18 protein-coding genes and 2 pseudogenes are annotated in these 20,616 nt (G+C 63.8%); 12 read left to right on the forward strand and 8 right to left on the reverse strand.

All coding sequences use genetic code 11. The annotated features are described in order from the left end of the window. Positions 1-219: 219 nt before the first annotated feature. Positions 220-1,280: pseudogene (locus M3I54_RS39260) on the forward strand (AMP-binding protein); the annotation flags it as partial. Between the two features lie 246 nt (positions 1,281-1,526). Beyond that, on the forward strand, positions 1,527-1,754 hold the full coding sequence (locus M3I54_RS45530) for a hypothetical protein (protein WP_375542292.1): 228 nt from the start codon (positions 1,527-1,529) through the stop codon (positions 1,752-1,754). A 93-nt stretch (positions 1,755-1,847) separates the two neighbouring features. On the opposite strand, the gene M3I54_RS39265 is transcribed toward M3I54_RS45530, so the two are convergent. Next, on the reverse strand, positions 1,848-2,834 hold the full coding sequence (locus M3I54_RS39265; protein WP_254345435.1) for a dienelactone hydrolase: 987 nt from the start codon (positions 2,832-2,834) through the stop codon (positions 1,848-1,850). 487 nt (positions 2,835-3,321) lie between these two features. Here M3I54_RS39265 and M3I54_RS39270 point away from each other — a divergent pair, with 487 nt between their 5' ends. Beyond that, positions 3,322-3,483: a DUF1328 domain-containing protein gene (locus M3I54_RS39270; protein WP_254345437.1), complete on the forward strand. Its 162-nt coding sequence runs from the start codon at positions 3,322-3,324 to the stop codon at positions 3,481-3,483. 60 nt (positions 3,484-3,543) lie between these two features. Next, positions 3,544-3,831, forward strand: a complete 288-nt coding sequence (locus tag M3I54_RS39275; RefSeq protein ID WP_254345439.1) for a DUF1488 domain-containing protein — start codon at positions 3,544-3,546, stop codon at positions 3,829-3,831. On the opposite strand, the gene tkt is transcribed toward M3I54_RS39275, so the two are convergent. Beyond that, on the reverse strand, positions 3,832-5,949 hold the full coding sequence (tkt, locus tag M3I54_RS39280; RefSeq protein WP_254345441.1) for a transketolase: 2,118 nt from the start codon (positions 5,947-5,949) through the stop codon (positions 3,832-3,834). 304 nt (positions 5,950-6,253) lie between these two features. On the opposite strand from tkt, the pseudogene M3I54_RS39285 reads away from it, so the two are divergent. Continuing rightward, positions 6,254-6,487 (forward strand): annotated as a pseudogene (locus M3I54_RS39285) (trehalase family glycosidase); the annotation flags it as partial. Positions 6,488-6,561: 74 nt separating this feature from the next. Here the strand turns inward: M3I54_RS39285 and M3I54_RS39290 are convergent. Both M3I54_RS39290 and M3I54_RS39295 read right to left on the reverse strand, forming a co-directional pair. Further along, entirely contained in the window at positions 6,562-7,107 is a 546-nt protein-coding gene (locus M3I54_RS39290) for a methylated-DNA--[protein]-cysteine S-methyltransferase (RefSeq protein ID WP_375542291.1), read from the reverse strand. Then, on the reverse strand, positions 7,035-8,141 hold the full coding sequence (locus M3I54_RS39295) for a DNA-3-methyladenine glycosylase 2 (RefSeq protein ID WP_254345444.1): 1,107 nt from the start codon (positions 8,139-8,141) through the stop codon (positions 7,035-7,037). The genes M3I54_RS39290 and M3I54_RS39295 overlap by 73 nt, the downstream gene beginning before the upstream one ends. Positions 8,142-8,351: 210 nt before the next feature. Between M3I54_RS39295 and M3I54_RS39300 the strand changes: the two genes are divergently transcribed. From M3I54_RS39300 to M3I54_RS39320, 5 genes are all read left to right on the forward strand, one after another. After that, on the forward strand, positions 8,352-9,260 hold the full coding sequence (locus M3I54_RS39300; protein ID WP_254345446.1) for a TauD/TfdA family dioxygenase: 909 nt from the start codon (positions 8,352-8,354) through the stop codon (positions 9,258-9,260). Between the two features lie 62 nt (positions 9,261-9,322). After that, the gene (locus M3I54_RS39305) at positions 9,323-10,378 is read left to right on the forward strand and encodes an ABC transporter substrate-binding protein (protein WP_254345448.1); all 1,056 of its coding nucleotides are present in this window, start codon (positions 9,323-9,325) and stop codon (positions 10,376-10,378) included. 244 nt (positions 10,379-10,622) lie between these two features. Continuing rightward, positions 10,623-11,465, forward strand: a complete 843-nt coding sequence (locus M3I54_RS39310; RefSeq protein ID WP_254345463.1) for an ABC transporter ATP-binding protein — start codon at positions 10,623-10,625, stop codon at positions 11,463-11,465. Further along, a complete protein-coding gene (locus tag M3I54_RS39315) occupies positions 11,462-12,349 on the forward strand; it encodes an ABC transporter permease (protein WP_254345450.1) in 888 nt (295 codons plus the stop codon). Before M3I54_RS39310 ends, M3I54_RS39315 begins: the two co-directional genes overlap by 4 nt. Before the next feature lie 202 nt (positions 12,350-12,551). Continuing rightward, positions 12,552-13,691 carry an IS481 family transposase gene (locus tag M3I54_RS39320; RefSeq protein WP_254345452.1) on the forward strand — a complete coding sequence of 380 codons (1,140 nt, stop codon included), beginning with the start codon at positions 12,552-12,554 and terminating at the stop codon, positions 13,689-13,691. Between the two features lie 582 nt (positions 13,692-14,273). Here the strand turns inward: M3I54_RS39320 and M3I54_RS39325 are convergent. The 3 genes from M3I54_RS39325 to M3I54_RS39335 form a co-directional block, all read right to left on the reverse strand. Continuing rightward, on the reverse strand, positions 14,274-15,260 hold the full coding sequence (locus M3I54_RS39325) for a zinc-dependent alcohol dehydrogenase family protein (protein WP_254345465.1): 987 nt from the start codon (positions 15,258-15,260) through the stop codon (positions 14,274-14,276). A 46-nt stretch (positions 15,261-15,306) separates the two neighbouring features. After that, entirely contained in the window at positions 15,307-16,704 is a 1,398-nt protein-coding gene (locus M3I54_RS39330) for a dihydrolipoyl dehydrogenase (protein WP_254345454.1), read from the reverse strand. A 131-nt stretch (positions 16,705-16,835) separates the two neighbouring features. Next, positions 16,836-17,750: a LysR family transcriptional regulator gene (locus M3I54_RS39335; RefSeq protein WP_254345456.1), complete on the reverse strand. Its 915-nt coding sequence runs from the start codon at positions 17,748-17,750 to the stop codon at positions 16,836-16,838. Positions 17,751-17,875: 125 nt separating this feature from the next. On the opposite strand from M3I54_RS39335, the gene M3I54_RS39340 reads away from it, so the two are divergent. Both M3I54_RS39340 and M3I54_RS39345 read left to right on the forward strand, forming a co-directional pair. After that, positions 17,876-18,799 carry a DMT family transporter gene (locus M3I54_RS39340; RefSeq protein WP_254345458.1) on the forward strand — a complete coding sequence of 308 codons (924 nt, stop codon included), beginning with the start codon at positions 17,876-17,878 and terminating at the stop codon, positions 18,797-18,799. A 118-nt stretch (positions 18,800-18,917) separates the two neighbouring features. Further along, positions 18,918-20,291, forward strand: coding sequence for an LLM class flavin-dependent oxidoreductase (locus M3I54_RS39345; protein ID WP_254345461.1), 1,374 nt, complete (start codon positions 18,918-18,920; stop codon positions 20,289-20,291). Positions 20,292-20,410: 119 nt separating this feature from the next. On the opposite strand, the gene M3I54_RS39350 is transcribed toward M3I54_RS39345, so the two are convergent. Then, on the reverse strand, positions 20,411-20,616 hold a 206-nt coding region (locus M3I54_RS39350; RefSeq protein ID WP_254333344.1), incomplete at its 5' end, for a transposase.

Genomic DNA, 20,616 nt, shown 5'->3' on the forward strand with positions numbered 1-20,616 from the left:
CGTAAGGGGGCGCGGAAGGGGGCGAGAAGGCCCCGTCAAGCGTACGAGGCTCACTCGACGCGGGCGGAAACGGAACTTATCGGCAGGTGTCGCTCTGTCTGCCCCCTGAATCGAGGGGGCGGCGATCTCGCGTGCGAGCGTGATACTGGTGCACACGATTTATCCACCATTTCAGGGACGCACGTTCCGAATTGGATACCGACAACGGAGACTATCCAGATGTATCTCACCCAATGCCTTCATCGCGCGCTTCAGCAATACCCGGACCGAACGGCAACCGCTTTTTTTGGGCGCCGGCGCAGTTATGGCGAGTTCAGCGAACGTGTTGCGCGCGTTGCAGGCGCGCTGGTCGGCCTTGGCATGGCCCCTGGCGACCGGGTCGCCATGCTGGCCCCGAATTCTGATCGATACGTCGAGTACATCATGGGTGTCTGGTGGGGGGCGGCGTGCTCAATCCTATCAACGTGCGCTGGAGCGTGCCGGAAATCGTCTACTCGCTGGACGACTGCGATACGCGCATCCTCTTCGTCGATGATGCATTCCTGTCCCATGTCGATGGTATTCGCGCGAAAGCGAAGCATTCGCTCATCGTGATCTATGCGGGCGACGGTGCGGCGCCGGAAGGCATGCTGTCATTCGAGACGCTGATCGCGACGACGCGCCCCATCGAAGACGTTTGGCGTGGTGGCAACGATCTCGCCAGCATCATGTACACGGGCGGCACGACCGGCTTTCCGAAGGGCGTGATGCAGACGCATCTGAACCTCTGGTCGGGTTGCGTGCCGCGTCTCGCCGAAATGCCGCAGCCGCCCAACTGTGTCGTCATGCACGTCGCACCGCTCTTTCACGTGGCTGGGCTCGGGCGGGTCGTGACGCAATTCCTCGCGGGCGGCACGCATGTGATGGTGCCGTCGTTCGACGCAGGCGAGCTGCTCGCGACCATGGAACGGGAGGGCGTGACCGAGTCGGTGATGGTGCCGACGATGATTCAGGCGCTGCTCGCGAGTTCCGACTTTTCACGCTACGACCTGAGCAGCCTGCGTCGGCTCTACTACGGCGCATCGCCCAGCGCAGGCACGATGGTCGAACAGCTGCTCGTGCAGCTTCCGGGGATCGAACTCTCGCACAGCTATGGCCTGACCGAGACGTGCCCCGTCGTGTCGAGCAATCCGCCGGAGAACCACAGCGAGGCTGCGCGCCGCAGCGGACTTTCGCGCTCCGTGGGGCGGGGCGGGATCGGCGTCACCATGCGCATTGTGGACGAGGATGGCCGCGAAGTGCCGCGCGGCACGGTAGGCGAAATCGTCGTTCGTGGTCCTAATATCACGCCAGGCTACTGGAACAAGCCCGAGGAAACGGCGCGCGCCATGCGCAACGGCTGGTTCCACACCGGCGACGGCGGGTACATGAACGAACAGGGCTACGTGTTTATCGTCGATCGCATCAAGGACATGATCGTGACCGGTGGCGAAAACGTCTATTCCGCCGAGATCGAAAACGTGATCGCACGCCATCCTGCCGTGGCGATGTGCGCGGTGATCGGCGTGCCGCATGAGCACTGGGGCGAGGCAGTGCATGCCGTGGTCGTGCTCAAGCGGGGCGCACAACTGGACGAAGCGACGCTGCGCGAGCATTGCCGCGCGTTCGTCGCAAGCTATAAATGCCCGAAGACAGTGGAGTTTCGTGACGCGCTGCCGCTTTCCGGGGCCGGGAGAATTCTGAAAAAGGATCTGCGCGAGCCCTACTGGAAATAGGACGGAGGGCATTGCGCGTGGAGGTGACGCGCGAGCGCTGCGCGACTGCGTGGACGCGATTTCGCGGCGGTTGGGCCACAGGGCACGTGAAAGCTAGGGCAGATTCGCTTTGAAAAACGCGAGCACGCTTGCATCGAACTGCTTATGAAACGCGACCCGATCGAAGCCGTGCTCATCCACGCAGATCATCGGCACGTTCTTTTTCATAGCCGCGGGGCAGGGCGCAAGAAAGGCGAAATGCGCCGAGTCGGGCACGAAGTGATAGTCGGGTTTGCGAGGCAGCGTGTGGGCAAGCGCGGGCGCGTTGTGGGGCAATACGCCGTCGCCGCCATACTGCGAGGCCCACACCTGCATGGGTGCTGTCACGTTCTTCAGATCGCTCGCGGCAGGGAATTCATTGAGCGGATCGGCGAGCACGAACGCCTTGATGCGCGCGTCGACTGGCAACGGCTGCGCGGGCACCTCGCCACGCGCGATCTCGTCGCAGACCGGCGGCCTCGGGTCTGGGCATGGCACATCGGCGTGCTTGAAGTCCGGCACGCCGCCCGCTAACACCAGACCCGTATAGCCGCCGCGCGAAAAGCCAAAAAAGCCGATGCGTTGCGAATCGATTTTCGCTGCATCGGGCGCGGAGCCCAGCATATAATCGATCAGGCGTTTGATATCGGTCGGCCGCTCGACGAACACGGACATATCGCCCGAGCGGCTCGGATCGGCGAACGAATCGCCGGGATGGTTGATTGCGGCCACAACGAAGCCAGCATCAGCTAACACTTCGGCAAGGTCATGGTGGCCCAGAAACGAGCCTGTGTGGCCGTGCGAAATGACAATGAGCGCAAGCTTGTCGCCAACGGTCGGACAGTCGCGCCGCCCGCGCAGGATGTATGGACCGAACGGCACATCTTCGGCTGGCTCGGCGCATGGCGTCCAGACCATGGCTCTCAATGCCGGGCCGTTGGCGTCGGCGGGAATGTCGAGGCGCTCGAACCCTGCCGCGTGTGCAACCGCGGTGAACAGGCACAAGAGCACGGTCAATATCGTAGCAGCGGCGTACGGAAGTCTATTGCGGGTTGTTGTCATGGCGCTTCCGGGGTGAGTGAACTCAGTGGGCGGGCGTTCGGACTTTGCCGTCCACGAGCAGGGTGCGTTTGTCTCGCCTTACGTCGTATTCGACCGATTGCTCGCGCGTAGGCAAGCCGAGAAAGACTTGTTGGGGCGTGCAATCAAAACGTAAGCGGCTGGCAATGACCGGAGGCTCGGCGGCCACCCCGCATGACGATGCACACGCGATGGTAGACGAAAGCGATGTGAGGGGTGTCAAGCGCGCTGACCTTCCTCTTCGCCGTACATCCCGCGATGCTGTCCGTGACCTACGGGGTGGCTCTGCTGTTCCGCGCGTACGCGTTCGTGGCCGTATGCGCCGCGGGCACCGGCGCGAGGAAGCGCTCGCGGCTTCGGAACGCGACGTGCGCAGCTTTTCTGGACTCCCGGCGCCACGCAAAAGCCGGCTCGGGCACAGCCGGTGCGCATACGTCGTGAGACATCTTCAAAGTCAAAGGAGCCGGCAATGCTTTACTACGCGATCGTTTTCTTCGTGATAGCCATCATCGCGGCTGTGTTCGGGTTCGGCGGGATTGCGGTGGGTGCAGCGAGCATCGCCAAGATTCTGTTCCTCGTCTTCGTGATTCTCTTTCTGGCGAGCTTGCTATTTGGCATCACGAGGCGGTGAACATTCCGCAATGAGATGGTTTGCGAGGGTCAGGTCGGAAAATTCAGGAGTCCAACAATCATGAACATTTCCTTTCCAGAAGGTCCGGTCGAGTACGACACGGAACAATATGCGCTAACCTTTGTTGCGGTGGCGGATTCCGTCCCTGTGGACTGTGCCATTACGGCAGAAGCCCTGGAGGATCGCTTCGGCGCGAGATCGCTGCGCGAGCCCGATCTGCGCCAGGCGTTCCAACGCAACCGCGCCGCGATCGAATCGGCGGCCGCCCGCCTCATCGAAGAGACGGACGGCAAGCCGGTGATGCTTCACAGCGGCTATTTGCGCATGTACGGCACGAGCAGGCACTAACTACTCACGCGCGCCTGCCTTGCAGCGGGCGATCTGATTCTTCGCTTCTTCCACCACGTGCTCCGGCGTGAAGCCGAATTTGGTCTTCAGCGCCTTGATCGGCGCGGAGGCGCCGAACGTGCGCATCACGATCTGCGAGCCGAAGCGACCGACGTAGCGGTCCCAGCCGAGCGTCGCGGCTTGCTCCACGGCCACACGCGCATGAATGTGTGGCGGCAGCACCGACTCCCGGTACGCCTCGTCCTGCAGTTCGAACACGTCCCAGGAAGGCATCGAGACCACGCGTGCCGCGATCCCCTCCATTTTCAGCGTCTCATAGGCGGAAATGCATAGCGAAACCTCGCTGCCTGTGGCGAGAAGCAGGACTTCGGGCTCTTTGCCATCGGGCGCGTCGGCGAGCACGTATGCGCCGTGCCTCACGCCTTGCGCGCTCGCGTATTTCGTACGGTCGATCGTAGGCAGCGCCTGGCGCGTCACTACCATGCAGGCCGGTTCGTGCGGCCGTGTGAGCGCCACGCGCCACGCTTGGGCGACTTCGTTGGCGTCGGCCGGGCGCAGCGTGAGCAGGCCTGGCACGCTGCGCAGCGTGGCGAGCTGCTCGATCGGCTGGTGCGTCGGCCCGTCTTCGCCCAGGCCGATCGAATCGTGCGTGAACACGTAGACCACAGGCAGCTCCATGATCGCGGCAAGCCGGATGGGCGGCTTCATATAGTCGCTGAAAATGAGGAACGTCGATGCGAACGGACGCAGGCCCGAAAGCGCGAGGCCGTTGCTGACCGCGCCCATGCCGTGCTCGCGAATGCCGAAGTGCAGGTTGCGGCCGTCGTAGTGATCGCGCTCGAAGCTTCCCGCGCCTTCGAACTTGAGATTGGTTTTGGTCGAGGGCGAGAGGTCGGCGGCGCCGCCGATCATCCACGGCACGCGTTGCGCAATGGCGTTGAGCACCTTGCCCGACGACTCGCGCGTGGCTATGCCCTTTTCGTCGGCTTCGAAGGTGGGAATATCGGCGTCCCAGTCCTCGGGCAGCTTGCCGTCGAGCATCAGGCCCAGTTCCTTCGCGGGCTCGGGGTAGCGCTTCGCGTAATCGTCGTAGCGTTGCTTCCACGCTTCGTGCGCGGCCTTGCCGCGTGCGCCCATGCCTTGCGCGAAACGTTCGCGCACGCCATCGGGCACGAGAAACTGCGCGTCTTCCGGCCAGCCGTATGCGCGCTTGGCGAGCCGCACTTCTTCTTCGCCCAGCGCCTCGCCGTGCGCCGCCGCCGTGTCCTGCCGATGTGGCGCGCCCCAGCCGATGATGCTCTTCACCACGATGAGCGTCGGTTTGTCGGTGACGGCCTGTGCTTTTTCAATGGCGGCTTCGATAGCGTTCGTGTCGTTGGCGTCGTCCACGTGCAGCGTGTGCCAGTGGTAGCCGTGAAAGCGCGCTTCGACGTCGTCGCTATAGGCGAGGTCGGTGTGGCCCTCGATCGTGATGCGGTTGCTGTCGTAAATCCAGATCAGATTCGACAGGCCCAGATGGCCCGCGAGCGATGCCGCTTCGTGCGAGACACCTTCCATCATGTCGCCGTCGCCGCATATCGCATAGACGCGGTAGTCGAAAATCGTGGCGTCGGGGCGATTGAAGCGCTGCTCGAGCCAGCGCTCGGCCATGGCCATGCCTACGCTGTTGCCGAGCCCCTGACCGAGCGGCCCGGTGGTCGTCTCGACGCCCGTCGTCATACGAAATTCCGGGTGTCCCGGCGTGACGCTGTCGATCTGGCGAAAGTGTTTGATATCGTCGAGCGAAACCGCGGGCTTGCCTGTGAGCTTGCCTTTTTCGTCGACGGCTTGCACGCCCGTAAGATGCAGCATCGAGTAAAGCAGCATCGAAGCGTGGCCGTTCGAGAGCACGAAGCGGTCGCGGTTGGGCCAGAGCGGCGCGGCGGGGTCGTAACGCAGATGATGCTGCCAGAGCTGGTACGCCACCGGCGCGAGCGCCATGGGCGTGCCGGGGTGGCCGGAATTGGCCTTTTGCACGGCGTCCATCGACAAGGTGCGGATCGTGTCGATGGCGAGACGGTCGAGATCGGATGGGTCGGCTTGGGTGGGCCTGGCATTCGGCGTGGCATTCGATGGCATGAGCTTGGACTCCTCGGCAGGGGCGCGCTGCAAGCGGGCGGTAGTTCGCAAACAGGTCGATGCGCAAATGCGGTGCCAGCGCCTGCACCGCATTTCGATGCCAGACAGGCATAGGCATAGGCATTGCGGATTGACGGTATCACGTCTCTCCCTTTCGAATACTGAACCGATGCTTCATCGGTGCAAATATTCTCGTGGATGGAGATGCGGCGTCGCAAAGGGCGCGGCATCGAACGCATCGGTGCGTGGGTCAGTTCGCCGGCTACGCCGCGCGCCGCGCCGAAGGCGTCAACCGTTACCCCTCATACAGGGCCTCAAGCAATACGGGCGCAGCGATCTCGCTCAGCCCGTTGGCACGCGTTTTCTCGCCGACGTCGAGAACGTCTATAACACGCAGCAAAAGCTCGTCGAGAAATATATTGTCGAGGGTGCGGGTGAAGGCGGCGGTGGGGGCGGCAAATACCCGTTGCAGGACGGCTTTGGCTGGACCAACGGCGTGACGCTGATGCTGCCCGATATGTACGGGGGCGGGCAGTAGGTGTGAGAGCGGACCGCTTCTGGACCGGCGCGGCAAATAGCTGCTCGAGCGCCGCGAAGCGGTCCATGCGCGCTTCATTCCAATGGTTCGGCCTGTTCGAGTGCGAGCAGCGCCGCTTTGCGATCCACGCCGCCTGCGTAACCAGTCAACGCGCCGTTCGTCGCGACAACACGGTGGCACGGAACGATCACGGAAAGGGGGTTGCGGCCAACCGCGCTCCCCACTGCGCGCGCGTGCCCAGAGTCCAGGCGCAAGCGCCTCGCGACCTCCGCATAGGAGATCACACGTCCATACGGAATCGCTTCAAGCTCTTTCCAGACCCGCCGCTGAAACGGCGTGCCCCGCAATGCAATTGGAAGCCCGAAGTCCCGTCTCGCGCCGGAAAAGAACTGAGCGATTTGCCGCTGTGCATAAAGCGCAAGTGGCGGTGCTCCGGTTCCAATGCGCGTAAGCGACATCTGCGGAAAGTACTTCTGGCCCACGAAAAAAAGGCCGGTCAGGAAATCGTCTTCTACGCGCAGCGCGATATCCCCCAATGGACTTGGAATCAGGTAGCCGGGTGTCGTTTGAGTTGGCCCTCGAGTTGGCTCCACATATGGAGGGTTGCGTAGGCGCGCCACGGTTCCCATTGTTCGGCATGGCGGCCGAGTGCGGATGCGCTCGCGTAGCCCAGTTGCTTTTTCAGCGTCGGGTCACACGGCGGAAAGGCATTGGGCCACGCGAGCGCGCGCATGGCGATGTACTGCACGGCCCATTCGCTTATGCCGTGAATGTTCCGCAGTGCGTGGAGCGTTTCCTCCAGCGGCGCGGCGGGCTCGAGCCTCATGCGACCCGACGAGACTTCGCTTGCGAGCGCAACGATCGCCTCTGCGCGCTTGCGCGACATCCCCGTATCCTCGAGTGCGGAGACTGGCTCGCGTGCGAGCGTGGCAGCGGAGGGAAAGACGCGGGTCAACGCCTGCGGCGCGCTGACCTGCGTGCCAAAGCGCCCGGCAATGCGTGCAAGGATGCATTGCGTGTTCGTTGAACGCGGTGATTGCCCGGCTAAGGCGCACACCGCGATCTCGAAGCCGTCCATGGCGCCCGGGACGCGCATGCCCGGTGAGCCGGCAGCGAGATCGCCAAGATGCAGATCGATCAGATCGGGGCGCGAGTCCAGGTCGAACAGACGCCTGACGCGCGGCAGAAACTGCCCCACGACCGGCAAGCGGGTATCGGTCAGCAGCCGCTTGGCCATCAGAAGTCGTTGGGTTTGAGCAAACTCCATCAGCGACACGCCGAATTGCGCGTCGAAGATCCTCCGCAGGTGCCGGTCGTTCACGCCAACGCGTGCGGCCAGATCTGCAAGGCTGCCCGTGTTGAGGAATCCCTCCTCGATCAGCGTCGCGGCGGCGTGCGCGAGCCTGCTCGATACGTCCAGCAGGCCGTTGCCTGGGGCCAGTTCAGGGCGGCACCGCAGACAGGGACGAAATCCCGCGCGTTCAGCCGCCGCGGCATTGGCGAAAAAGTGGCAGTTCTGGCGCCGGGGCGTGCGAACCGGGCAGACCGGGCGGCAGTCAATCCCGGTAGACGAAACGCCGACGAAAAACCAGCCGTCGAAACGGCGGTCCTTCGAGAGCATGGTCTCGTAGCAGGTGTCGGGATCGAGGCGCATGTCGAGACTTTAAAACAGATCCAGGGAGGAATCTGGCCAGATTCGGACATGAGTATTCGAGCCCGCAGCGCCGGCCTGCGACTTATGCCGCCGTATGTCTTAACAGCGCCTTTATGACTCGAACGGATAAACGTATCGGATTTGCTTCGTTGTCAGCCGGCGGGCGGATCACGTAGATTGAAGCCATCGCTTACCTGAAAGGCTTGCTGCGTGACTACCACCGCCACATTCACCGCTTCTGCCACGTCGAGCGCGCACGCCGCGTCCCACGGCTTCGACATTCTTCCCTTGAATGCGCCGCTCGGCGCGGAAGTGGTTGGCCTCGATCTCGCGCAGCCGCTGTCGAGCGAAGATTTCGCGCGCATTCATCTCGCGCACCTCGATCACCATGTGCTGGTGTTTCGCGCCCAGCGCATCACGCCGGAGCAGCAGGTCGAATTCAGCCGCCGCTTCGGGCCGTTGCAGATCCACGTGCTGCATCAGTTCGCGCTGGCGGGCCACCCAGAGGTGCTGATCGTCTCGAACATCGTGGAGAACGGCAAGCCCGTTGGTCTTGGCGACGCGGGACACTTCTGGCATTCCGATCTTTCATACAAGGAGAAGCCGAGCCTCGGTTCGCTGCTGCACGCGCAGGAGTTGCCCGCAGAGGGCGGGGACACGTTGTTCGCCAACATGCATCTCGCATGGGACACGCTGCCTGCGCATTTGCGCAGCGCCGTGGAGGGGCGGCGGGCCGAACACACCTATCTCGCGCGCTATGCGGAACTCCAGGCGCGCAGCCCGTGGCGGCCGAATCTCACGGCGGAGCAGATCGCGCAGGTGAAGCCCGTTGTGCATCCCGTCGTGCGCACGCACCCGGAAACCGGACGCAAGGCGCTGTTCGTGAGCGAGCACTTCACGACGCGCATCGTCGATCTGCCCGAAGACGAAAGCCGCGCGCTGCTCGACGCGCTGTTCGCGCACAGCGTGCGCGCGGAGCATTGCTACCGCCACGAATGGCGCGAGCACGATCTCGTGTTCTGGGACAACCGCTCGCTCATGCATCTCGCGGCGGGCACGCCTGATCATCTGCGCCGTAAGCTTTATCGCACCACCATCGAAGGCGACACGCCGTTTTGATGCGCGCCGCAGGGCGTTTTTGCTGCGTTCTGTCCTGCACAGAATAAAAAGGAATCCATAGTATGTCGCTTTCCATCGGTAATGCGCTCGCGAAACGCGCGAATATGTGGCGCCGTGCGGGCGCAGCGTCGCTCGCCATTGCGCTCGGGGCGTTTGGCCTGAGCGCGCCGGCACCTGCGCGCGCAGAAGGGCAGATCCGCATTGCGGAGCAGTTCGGTGTTGTGTATCTGATGCTCAACGTCGCGCGCGACCAGCATTTCATCGAGCAGGAGGGGCGCAAGGCCGGCGTGGATATCAAGGTCGACTGGCTGCGTCTTTCTGGCGGCGCGGCTGTGAACGACGCGCTGCTTTCCGGCGCGGTGGATGTGGCTGGCGCGGGCGTGGGCCCGCTGCTCACGGTGTGGGACCGCACGCACGGCAGGCAGAACGTGAAAGGCGTGGCATCGCTTGGCAACCTGCCGTACTACCTCGTCACCACGAATCCGAACGTCAAGACCATCGCCGATTTCACGAGCAAGGACCGCATTGCCGTGCCGGCCGTGGGCGTTTCGGTGCAGTCGCGCGTGCTGCAATACGCGGCGGCGAAGCAGTGGGGCGAGAAGCAGTTCGACCGGCTCGACCCATACAGCCAGGCCATTCCGCACCCGGACGCCACGGCCGCGATCATGGCGAACAGCAGTGTGATTACGGCACATTTCGGCAACCCGCCGTTCCAGCAGCAGGAACTGGCCGCGAACCCGAAGGCGCATATCGTGCTCAACTCGTACGACGTGCTGGGTGGACCGAGTTCGGCCACGGTGCTTTACGCCACGCAGAAGTTCCGCGACGAGAACCCGAAGACCTATCGCGCGTTCGTGGCTGCGCTCGCCGATGCGGCAAACTTCATCGCAGCGCACCCCGAGCAGGCCGCGGATATCTATATCCGCGTGAACGACTCGAAGATCGACCGCAATCTGCTCCTGAAGATCCTGCGCGATCCGCAGGTTCAGTTCAAGACCGCGCCGCAGAATACGCTCGCGCTCGCGCAATTCATGTATCGCGTCGGCGCGATCCGCAACGAGCCGAAGTCGTGGCGCGATTACTTCTTCGACGATCCGGCGGTTGCCAGCGGCAGTTGAGCAAGCACGGCATCAGCGCCATGGAGCGGGCCCTTTTGGGCCCGTTCGCATTGGCGGCGGACATCTAGCGCTTATAAGCAGGCCTGGTTTGAATATGTCGATTCATTGGTTGGGTGGCGCGCCGGGTGCCCGTATGTTGACGTTTTATCCGCTGGATTTGCGAAAAGTGAACGTCACCACCACCAGATTCTGGGAGCGCGCGGCCGCCGTGCGCCGCGAAGCGGGCGCGGCGGAACGCGTTGTTGTGAGCGAGCGGCCCGCGCATACCGAACACACCGTCGAGGCCGGGCGACACAGCGAACGCCTGCTCGCCATCGAAAACGTCAGCCTCGAATACCGCAGCCGCGAGCGCATCGTGCGCGCCACGCAGGACGTGAGCTTCGATGTCTACTGCGCCGACCGATTCGTGCTGCTCGGGCCTTCGGGCTGCGGCAAGTCCACTTTGCTCAAGGCGATTGCGGGCTTTATCGAGCCGGTGTCGGGATCGATCTCGCTGGCGGCCGAACCGGTGCGCGGACCGGGTGCGGACCGCGTGGTGGTGTTCCAGGAATTCGACCAGTTGCCGCCCTGGAAAACCGTGGCCGAGAACGTGGCGTTTCCGTTGCGCGTCGCGCGCAAACTGCCGCGCGCCGAAGCGCGCGAACGTGCGCTCCACTACCTCGACAAGGTAGGACTCGCCGCCTTCGCCGATGCGTATCCGCACACGCTTTCGGGCGGCATGAAACAGCGCGTGGCGATAGCGCGTGCGCTTGCCATGCAGCCGCGCGTGCTGCTGATGGACGAACCCTTCGCCGCGCTCGACGCCCTCACGCGCCGCAAGATGCAGGAAGAACTGCTGCGCCTTTGGGACGACGCGCGCTTCACATTGCTGTTCGTCACGCATTCGATCGAGGAAGCGCTCGTGGTCGGCAACCGCATCCTGCTGCTTTCGCCGCATCCGGGACGCGTGCGCGCGGAGGTGAACAGTCACGCGTATTCGCACGCGAGCATGGGTGGCGTGGATTTTCGCGAGAGTGTGGCGCGCATCCATCGCCTGTTGTTCGATACCGATACTGAAACCGAAGCCGTGAAGGAAGCCAGCCGATGAGCACGCCACACCCTACGCTGCCGCCCTTGCCACCCGTGCGCGCGGAATACGAGCGGCCCTTGCTGCCGGTGCAGGCGGGCGCGGACTCCGCGCCCCTGCCGCTTGCGCGGCGCGTGCTCGACGCGGGCTGGGTCCGCCGCACGCTCATTGCACTCGTGCTTATTGCAGGCTGGGAAATCACGGCGCGGATTGTCGCGAACGATTTGCTCGTGCCGACCTTTGGCGCGACGCTCGCCGCGTTCGTGCAGGGCGTTGCGAGCGGCGAATTGCTCGTCAAAACCGGTATTTCGATGTCGGTGCTGCTGCGGGGCTATGCTATCGGCGTGGTGCTCGCGTTCGTGCTCACGTCGCTCGCGGTTTCCACGCGCGTAGGGCGCGATTTGCTTTCTATGCTGACTGCGATGTTCAATCCGTTGCCTTCCATCGCACTCCTGCCTATTGCGCTGCTCTGGTTCGGGATCGGCACCGGCAGCCTGCTTTTCGTACTCGTGCATGCGGTGCTGTGGCCGCTCGCGCTCAACATGTACACGGGTTTTCTCGGCGTGCCGGCCACGCTGCGCATGGCGGGGCGCAACTACGGGTTGAGCGGGCTGCGCCAGGTCGTGCTGATACTGGTGCCCGCTGCGCTGCCCTCGATCATTGCGGGCTTGCGCGTGGGCTGGGCCTTCGCATGGCGCACGCTGATCGCGGCGGAACTTGTGTTTGGTGCTAGCGCCGGGCAGGGTGGGCTTGGGTGGTATATCTTTCAGAACAGGAACGAGCTTTATACCGACCGTGTGTTTGCCGGGCTTGCGGCCGTGATCGTGATTGGGCTGCTCGTTGAGCATCTGGTGTTTGATACGCTGGAGCGTCTTACCGTGCGGCGCTGGGGTGTGCAGGTCTGAGGTTGTGGGCCCTGAGAGGCGATTGATTCGGGACTTCTGGGAGCTTTGGCATTTCCTTGTTTTCGCGTCGGTCTGCCTGGGTTGCCCCTGTGCGGGGCGGCACCTACTTTTCTTTGCCGCGGTGTACAGACCGGAGACATAGCTGACAGGTGTACGGGGACATGGTTGACACTTTTGGGCAACCCAACGCCCGAATCCATTCATGCCCTGGAATGTAAAAGACACCATGAGCCTCAGACAGGAATTCGTCAGCCTGGCAGCCGCGCAGAGCCTGCCCTTCAGTGTGTTGTGCCGGCGCTTCGATATCAGCCGCCAGACCGGCTACAAATGGCTTGAACGCCACCGCGACGAAGGCCCGGCGGGTCTGGCGGACCGCTCGCGTCGCCCGCATCACAGCCCCACGCGTTCGCCGGATCCACTCGTCGAGCGCGTCCTGGCGCTGCGTCAGGAGTACGGCTGGGGCGGGCGCAAGATCAGGCGGCGCCTGCTTGACCTGGGCCACACGCAGGTTCCGGCACCTGCCACCATCACCGAAATCCTGCGCCGTCACGGGATGATCCCCGAGCGTGAATCTGCGCAGCGCCAGCACTGGCAGCGCTTCGAACATGAGCACCCGAACTCGCTCTGGCAGATGGATTTCAAGGGCGATTTCCAGACCCTGGAGAGCGGGCGCTGTTCGCCGCTGACGGTCATCGATGATCACTCGCGCTTCAATATCGTCCTCAAGGCATGCTCGCGCACCACGACCGAAATCGTGCAGGCCGAACTGCAGCAGGCGTTTCGCTGCTACGGACTGCCTGCGCGCATCAACACGGATAACGGCGCACCGTGGGGCTCGCCCAGCTCGCCCGGACAGATCACGGAGCTGGCCGTCTGGCTCATCAGGCTGGGCGTGCATGTGAGCTATAGCGGGCCCTACCACCCGCAGACCAATGGCAAGGATGAACGCTTTCACCGCTCGCTGAAGGCCGAGGTGCTGCAGCGGCATGCCTTCACCACCCATGAGCATGTCCAGCGGGAGCTGAACCGGTGGCGTCACGTCTACAACAGCGAGCGTCCCCATGAAGCACTGGGCATGGCCACTCCGTTGACACGCTACCGGCCCAGTCCACGCGCAATGCCAGAGCATCTGCCCGAGCCTGAATATGGCCCGGGCGATGAGGTGTTGCTGGTCAATTCAAGTGGTCTGGTGCGCTTGCGGGGGCAGAAACTGAGGCTCTCGATTGCGCTCAAGGGGCTGCGCGTGGCGGCCCGTCCAAAGGAGGACGAAGACGGTGTATTCGAGCTCTGGTTTGCCCATCACCGTGTCGCGACACTTGACCTGAAAGCAGCATTGCCGTGAGTATCAGGTGTCAACGATGTCCTCATACATGTGTCAATCATGTCTCCGGTCTGTACACCGCGGCAAAGAAAAGTAGGCAAAAGAAAGCCGCTCAAACCGCTAGCGCCTGCCACGGTTCACCTCTGGCCGTCTATGCCAGTGGCTCCGGAGCGTCTGTCACCACTCGCCCACAACCGGAGTGACAAGGCGCTCATCCTTCCGGCGGCGCTCCGCGCGCCGAAGGGCATAGCCAAAACCGTTGGTGTGCGTGCATTCTCGCTAAGGCTGACACCGCCCCCCGGTTTCCCTTGCAGACCCGACCGCAGCGCGCGTAGCGAGCAGCGGGATGAATGAGCGCCTTGTCACTAACTTTGATGGTGCGAGGTGACAGACGCTCCGGAGCCACTACCCATGACGGCGAGTGGTGCAAGGGGACAGGCATTGGCGGTTTGAGCGGCTTTCTTTGCCTCCTTTCTTTGCCGCGGCAAAGAAAGGAGGTGCCGCCCCGCACAGGGGCAACGCCTGCATACCGACGCGAAAACAAGGAAACGCCAAAGCGCGAAGAATCCCGCCCTGAGCGGCGCAGCACACGACACCGCACCCTCAACCAATCTCAACGACAATCTTGCTAGCCGCGCTCCTATCGGCCACAGCTTCATAAGCCTGCTCGGTTTCGCCCAGCGCGAAGCGCCGCAAATCCAGCCGCGGCTTGAGCTGCCCAGCCTCGGCAAGCCGCGTCGCCTCGCGAAGCATCTCACCGTGATGCACGCGGTTCTTACCGCTCAAAAGCGGATAAAGCGTGAACACACCCGAATAAGTCGCCTCACGAAACGACAGCGGCGCGAGCGCATGCGTACCCCACCCGAGCGCACTCACCACGTGCCCAAAATGCTTGACCGCGGCAAACGAAGCGTCGAGCGTCTTGCCGCCCACAGTATCCACCACGAGATCGAACCCCGCGCCCGCCGTATGCGCCTGAACATACTGCTCGACGCTTAGCACTCGATAGTCGATGGGCGTCGCACCCAGTCGCGAAATCACATCAGCATTGCGCGCGCTACCCGTCGCGAAGACGTTAGCGCCGAGCGCGCGCGCAATCTGCACGGCCACGTGGCCGACGCCACCCGCGCCGCCCTGAACCAGCACGCTCTGCCCCGCCGCCAGGTGCGCACGATCGACGATGCCCGACCACGCCGTGATGAACGCAAGCGGCAGCGCGGCGGCTTCGCGCATCGAGAGATTCGCGGGCTTGCGCGCGAGGAGGTCCGCGTCGACGGCGGCGTACTCGGCCAGCGCACCTTGAATGCCGCCCACCCCGCCCGTCATGCCGTATACCTCGTCGCCGGGCGCGAAACGCGTGACGCCCGCGCCGACCGCTTCCACCACGCCCGCCATGTCGATGCCGAGCACGAGTGGCAGCGGATGCTTCGCATGATCGGCCTTGCCTGCACGAATCTTTACGTCGAGCGGATTGAGGCCCGCAGCATGGACGCGCACAAGCACCTGGCCCCCTTGCGGCTGCGGGCGATCGAGCGTGGCAAGTTCGAGCGGACCATCGTAGTGGCTGAGGACGAGTGCTTTCATTGTCAGTGTGTGTGCCGTGGCGAGTTGAAAAGAATAGCCAGGCGAAATTCGCTCAGCCCTTGTGATTCAGCTGCGAGGCAGCGTCGCGCAACGCCGTGCGCAAGCCTTCCTCCACTACCGGGTGATAGAACGGCATCGCCAGCATGTCGTCCACGCTCAGTCCCATCTGCACGCTCCACGCGAGCAGGTGCCCGATATGTTCCGCCGCCGGCCCGAGCCATTCCGCACCCACGAAGCGCCGCGTCGCGCGGTCCACGTACACGTGGCCCAAGCCGTGGTTCTTGAGCATCACGCGGCTGCGCCCCTGATCCTCGAAGCTCACGGCGCCCGTCACGAAGCGGCCTTCCACCAGTTCCCGATAAGACTTGCCAGCCATGGCGATCTGCGGGTCAGAAAACACGATCGCAAGCGCTGCTCGGCGCGCAACGGGTTCGACTTCGGGAAAGCGTGCCGCATTGCGGCCCGCTGCACGGCCCTCGTCGGCGGCTTCATGCAGCAGCGGCAGCACGTCGTTCGCATCACCCGCTAAGAACACCGGCGCGGTGCCGACTTGCAGCGTAGCCGGGTCGAAGCGTGGCACGCCGTGCGCGTCGAGTTCAAGCGAGGTGTTCGCAAGGCCCAGGGTCGCCACGTTGGGGTTCCTGCCCGTTGCCGCCAGAACGTAATCAAACATTTCTTCGGACTGCGTGCCATCGGCACGGGCGTACCGTAACATCACGCCCGCATCGCTGCGCTCAGCCGATACGACACGTCCCTGCGTGTCGAAGTGCATTTCCCTGCCAAACACGCGATGCGCTTCGCTGATCAGACGCGGGTCCGTGAGCGGCCCCACGCTGCCGTGCGAGCCGCCGTACAACGTGACCCGCACGCCAAGCCTTGCGAGCGCCTGGCCAAGCTCCAGACCGATCACGCCCGCACCGACCACCGCCACGCTGCGTGGCAGGTCCTCCCAGGCGAACACGTCGTCGTTGACGATGAGCCGGTCGCCAAGTCCGGCGAGCGACTCGGGTATCGTGGGTATCGAGCCCGTTGCGATCACGACGTTTTTTGCGCGCACCTGCGTGTGCTCGCCAACCTGGAGCAGGCCGTCGTCGATGAAATGCGCGTGCCCGACCAGGCGGTCCGCTTCGGGAAGTGCGAGCACGCCGTCCACGACGAAACCGACAAACCGGTCCCGCTCGCTGCGCACGCGGTCCATCACGGCGCGGCCGTCGATTTCCATGCCGAGCGGATTCACGCCGAAACGCCGCGCCATCGTCACCGCGTGCGCTGCCTCGGCCGCTGCGATCAGCAGCTTCGAGGGCATACAGCCCACGCGCGCACATGTCGTGCCGTAAGCGCCGCCTTCAATGATGATTGCGCTCGCACCTTCCGCCTTCGCGGCGCGGTAAGCAGAAAGTCCGGCCGTGCCGGCGCCGATGATGGCGACATCCGTTCGCAGGCTTTGCATCGTGTTTCCTTGAGGGGTTCATGCATTCGTTTCCATGACCCAGTCTAGGAGGTCCACGCGCGAGGGTGAATGTCGGCGCTGCTCAAGTTCATGCCCGATCGTCTCACGGGCGGCGGGGCGGGGACCGTCGATCACTCGGGCATGTGCTGCGCGAGCCAGTCGATCAACACGCGCACCTTCGGCGGCAAAAACCGATTGGGCGGATAGAGCATCCACACCGGGCCGCTATAGGCGCGCGGCTCCAGCGACCATTCGGGAAGCACCCGCACGAGCAGGCCGTCGCGCAGCGCATCCGCCGCGGCGAATTCGGGCAGGCTCGCAATGCCCCAGTCCGCAAGCGCCGCATCGCGCCGCGCGCCCACGTCGTTGGCGATATAGCGGCCCTTCACCTCGACGGCATGCGTTTGCGCGCCGCGCCGGAAGGTCCAGCGGTTGTCGTCGGGCGTTTCGCCGAGATAGAGGCAGTCGTGGCGGGCGAGATCCTTCGGATGCTTCGGCGTGCCGTGCGCGCGCAGGTAGGCGGGCGACGCGCACGGCATCCACTGCAGCGTGCCGAGCCGCCGCGCCGCGAGCCCCGGCGGTGGCGTGGGCGTAGGGCGAATCACGATATCGACGCTGTCGCGCATGGGATCGACGTCGCGGTCGGTGAAGATGACCTGCACCGCGACCTCCTCGTACGCGTGCAGGAAGCCGGAAATCAGCGGATGAATGACGCTTTGCGCAAAGGAAATAGGCGCGCTGATGCTGACGCGGCCATGCGGGCGGCCGGTGAGGCGGCTGGCGGCTTGCGCTGCGCTCGCGGCGGCTTCGACCATGTCCGTGCAGTGACGGTAGACCTCGGCGCCCGATTCCGTGAGCCGCAGGCTGCGCGTGGAGCGCTCGAGCAGGCGCGTGCCGAGCGCGCGTTCGAGCCGTTGCATCTGGCGGCTCACGGTGGAAGGCGTGCTGCCGAGCTGGCGCGCCGCGACCGAGAAGTTACCGGCGTCGACTACGCGGGCGAAGGTGGCCAGATCGGGCAGCAGGGGCAGGAGGTCGGCGGGATTCATGGCAGGCAGGGCGAAGTCATCTGTGCATTCGGAGCATAAATGATGTTCCGCTCAAGCGGATTATCGCTTCGAAAACATTATCGGACAATGTCTGCGTTCCCGGCTCATCTGCAAGCTCGTTCCCCATGAATGCCCTAACCCGTTCGTCCCGCACTGTCGATCTGCTGCTCGTTGCCGTCGCGCTCATCTGGGGCACGAGCTATGGCGTGGTGAAGGGCGCGCTGCTCGTCTATCCGGTGCTGGGTCTGCTCGCGCTGCGCTTTGGTATCACGTTCGTGCTGCTATCGCCCGCGCTGCGCGGTCTGCGTCATGTGACGTGGCGCGAGCGGATCGGCGTGTTCGGCGCGGGACTCCTGCTGCTCGGCATCTTTCTGGCCGAGACGTTTGGCGTGTCGCTCACGAACGCTTCGAACGCCGCGTTTCTCATCAGCCTGTGCGTGGTCCTCACGCCGCTCGTGGAGTGGGCGTGGCTCAAGCGCGTGCCGCGGCGAGTGGAATGGACGGCGGCGGGCGTGTCGCTGCTTGGCGCGCTTCTCCTTACGGGCGGACATGTGGCAGCGAGCCCCGGCGACCTGCTGGTCGTGCTGGCCGCGCTGCTGCGCGCATTGACGACCTGTGCGGTCAAGCGCGTGATGAAGTCGGGCGCCGTGCCGCCGCTCACGGTGACGGCGGTCCAGTCCGCCGTCGTTTCGATTGGCTGCGCCGCGCTCGCGTTCACTTTCGCGCCCGAACAGTGGCAACCGTTGCCACACTGGCAGGGGCATGGCGTGTTCTGGGGCAGCGTGATCTATCTCGTGGCAGGCTGCACGCTATTCGCCTTCTTCGTGCAGAACTACGCCGTTAGCCGCAGCAGCCCCACGCGCGTGGCGTTGCTGATGGGCAGCGAGCCTGTGTTCGGTGCTCTCTTTGCATGCGTGTGGCTCGGCGAGCGGCTTTCTTTGTCCGCATGGATCGGCGGCATGCTGATCGTTGCAGCTTCGCTTTTCGCGCTCAAGCGTGAACCCCAGGTCGAAGCGCAGATTGAAGCGCAGGACGTTATGAAAGCGTAGGCCGCGCCCACATCCGCAAAGCCGATATGCAATTGCGAATTTACTGGTAGGGAATCCAGACGCAGGCTGTTCCAATGGGCATTTGGACCCGGTCGATGCCGCAGGAGCGAGCCTTACGATGGCAAAAACGAACAAACCCATTTTGCTCAACGCGTTCAACATGAATTGCGTGGGGCACATTAATCACGGGCTGTGGACGCACCCGCGCGACCGCTCGACCGACTACCGCACGCTCGCGTACTGGACGAATCTCGCGCGTACGCTGGAGCGCGGGCTTTTCGACGGGCTTTTTCTTGCCGATATCGTGGGTGTCTACGATGTCTATCAGCGCAATGCGTACGTGACGCTGCGCGAGTCGATCCAGTTGCCGGTGAACGACCCCACGCTGGTCGTGCCGGCCATGGCCGCCGTGACCGAGCATCTCGGTTTTGGCGTAACGGTGAACCTCACATACGAGCAGCCTTATTTGCTGGCGCGGCGCTTTTCCACGCTCGATCACCTCACGCAAGGCCGCATCGGCTGGAACATCGTGACGGGCTATCTGGACAGTGCGGCGCGCGCGATGGGACTCGAGCAGCAACTGCCGCACGACGAGCGCTACGACCGGGCGGACGAATACCTGGAAGTCCTGTACAAACTCTGGGAGGGTAGCTGGGAAGCGGACGCCGTGCGGCGCGACAAGGCCGCGCGTGTTTTCGCAGATCCTGCGAAGTTGCATCGCGTGGAGCATGCGGGACGTTACTACCGTGTGGACGGCTATCACCTGGCGGAACCTTCGCCGCAGCGCACGCCGGTGTTGTTCCAGGCGGGCAGTTCGGGGCGCGGGCAGCGCTTTGCGGCGCGTCATGCCGAATGCGTGTTCATTTCGCCGCCTGGTCGCGCCGCTGCGCGAGAGATGGTGCGTGCGCTGCGCGAACAGCTGGTGCAAGCGGGGCGCCGCCCCGACGATGTGAAGGTCTTCGTCGGCGTGTCGGTGGTGGCGGGTGCGACCGAGCGCGAAGCGCGCGAGAAGTATGCCGACTACCGCCAGTATGCGAGCCGCGAGGCGGGGTTGGCGCATTTCGCGTCGAGCACGGGCATCGATTACGCGCAATACGATCTCGACGCGCCCGTGGATTACGCGCCGGGCAATGCGATCGAATCCGCTTCGCGCACGGCGAAGCAACATGGCTGGACGCGGCGCAAACTGCTCGAGATGTTCGAGCTGGGCGGGCGCTATCCGGCGATTGTTGGCAGCGCTTCGCAAGTGGCAGATGAACTGCAGGCGTGGATCGACGAGGCGGATGTGGATGGCTTCAACTTGAGCCGCACTGTTGTGCCCGAGAGCTATGAGGATTTCGTGGATCTCGTCGTGCCGGAGTTGCAGACGCGTGGGCGCTATAAGACGGCGTATGCGCCTGGGACGTTGCGGGAGAAGTTGTTTGGCGGTGAGGCTGTGTTGCCGCAGCGGCATGCTGGGGCGGGGTATCGGTGGGGTGCTGATAGGGTTTGAATGGGATGTTTTTTTTGTGGCCTTCTTTCGCGCTTTGGCATTTCCTTGTTTTCGCGTCGGTATGCAGGCGTTGCCCGAACCTGTCCGCGTTTTTGTGGGCGAGGCGGTTTAAAAGAACGTTACCCTCGCGCCGTCGTGAATCGGTCGCCAAACAGGATGGCAAACTGGTTCATCGCGGATTTCCAGTCAAAGGTGGCCCGTACCGACTTGGCCAGCACGTTGCGTAGCGCTAGCCAGAGTAGTTTGATTGCAGCCTCGTCATTGGGGAAGTGGCCCCGCGTCTTGATGATCTTGCGAAGCTGCATGTTCAGACTTTCGATGGCGT

This window comes from Paraburkholderia sp. CNPSo 3274 (genome assembly GCF_024206475.1).
GTDB lineage: Bacteria > Pseudomonadota > Gammaproteobacteria > Burkholderiales > Burkholderiaceae > Paraburkholderia.

Coding starts and splice junctions, on each gene's coding strand:
- M3I54_RS45530 (WP_375542292.1), top strand. CDS start 1,527: ATGTGCGCGGTGATCGGCGTGCCGCATGAGCACTGGGGCGAGGCAGTG.
- M3I54_RS39265 (WP_254345435.1), bottom strand. CDS start 2,834: ATGACAACAACCCGCAATAGACTTCCGTACGCCGCTGCTACGATATTG.
- M3I54_RS39270 (WP_254345437.1), top strand. CDS start 3,322: ATGCTTTACTACGCGATCGTTTTCTTCGTGATAGCCATCATCGCGGCT.
- M3I54_RS39275 (WP_254345439.1), top strand. CDS start 3,544: ATGAACATTTCCTTTCCAGAAGGTCCGGTCGAGTACGACACGGAACAA.
- tkt (WP_254345441.1), bottom strand. CDS start 5,949: ATGCCATCGAATGCCACGCCGAATGCCAGGCCCACCCAAGCCGACCCA.
- M3I54_RS39295 (WP_254345444.1), bottom strand. CDS start 8,141: ATGCGCCTCGATCCCGACACCTGCTACGAGACCATGCTCTCGAAGGAC.
- M3I54_RS39305 (WP_254345448.1), top strand. CDS start 9,323: ATGTCGCTTTCCATCGGTAATGCGCTCGCGAAACGCGCGAATATGTGG.
- M3I54_RS39315 (WP_254345450.1), top strand. CDS start 11,462: ATGAGCACGCCACACCCTACGCTGCCGCCCTTGCCACCCGTGCGCGCG.
- M3I54_RS39320 (WP_254345452.1), top strand. CDS start 12,552: ATGCCCTGGAATGTAAAAGACACCATGAGCCTCAGACAGGAATTCGTC.
- M3I54_RS39330 (WP_254345454.1), bottom strand. CDS start 16,704: ATGCAAAGCCTGCGAACGGATGTCGCCATCATCGGCGCCGGCACGGCC.
- M3I54_RS39335 (WP_254345456.1), bottom strand. CDS start 17,750: ATGAATCCCGCCGACCTCCTGCCCCTGCTGCCCGATCTGGCCACCTTC.
- M3I54_RS39340 (WP_254345458.1), top strand. CDS start 17,876: ATGAATGCCCTAACCCGTTCGTCCCGCACTGTCGATCTGCTGCTCGTT.
- M3I54_RS39345 (WP_254345461.1), top strand. CDS start 18,918: ATGGCAAAAACGAACAAACCCATTTTGCTCAACGCGTTCAACATGAAT.